This window comes from Pseudomonas sp. AC463, assembly GCF_979253585.1.
Genome location: NZ_CEEDDZ010000223.1, coordinates 1 through 370, shown reverse-complemented (window position 1 = coordinate 370; position 370 = coordinate 1). Strand labels below are relative to the sequence as shown.

1 protein-coding gene is annotated in these 370 nt (G+C 65.1%); it reads left to right on the top strand.

The annotated features are described in order from the left end of the window. Positions 1-240: PEPxxWA-CTERM sorting domain-containing protein (locus AC0IYH_RS29875; RefSeq protein ID WP_471837704.1), on the top strand; the 240-nt coding region annotated here is incomplete at its 5' end. Positions 241-370 lie beyond the last annotated feature (130 nt).

Sequence of the window (370 nt, the reverse complement as noted above, 5' to 3'; positions counted from 1 at the left end):
AGCGAAGGCCGTTCGCCGATCGAATACTCGAACATCTTCAGCAACATCTCGCTGATTACCTTCACCCGCGCAGAGAACCAGAACGGCCCTGCGCTGTTCCCGATCGACAACGTCACCTTCTCGCTGAACGCAGCGGGCGCGGTGCCGGAGCCGGCGAGCTGGGCGCTGATGATCGTCGGCATCGGCGGGATCGGTGCGGGGCTGCGCCGGCGGACCACGCGGGTCCGCGTCGCCGCCTGAGCGATCGGGGGGCGGTGCCGGAGCATCGCCCCTGATCCTGTTCCTGAAATTCCACTGGATTCCAGCGCCTCCCTCATTCATCAGACAATTAGGGAGAGCGGCATGATCGAGGACTTCACGCGGCGGGGTG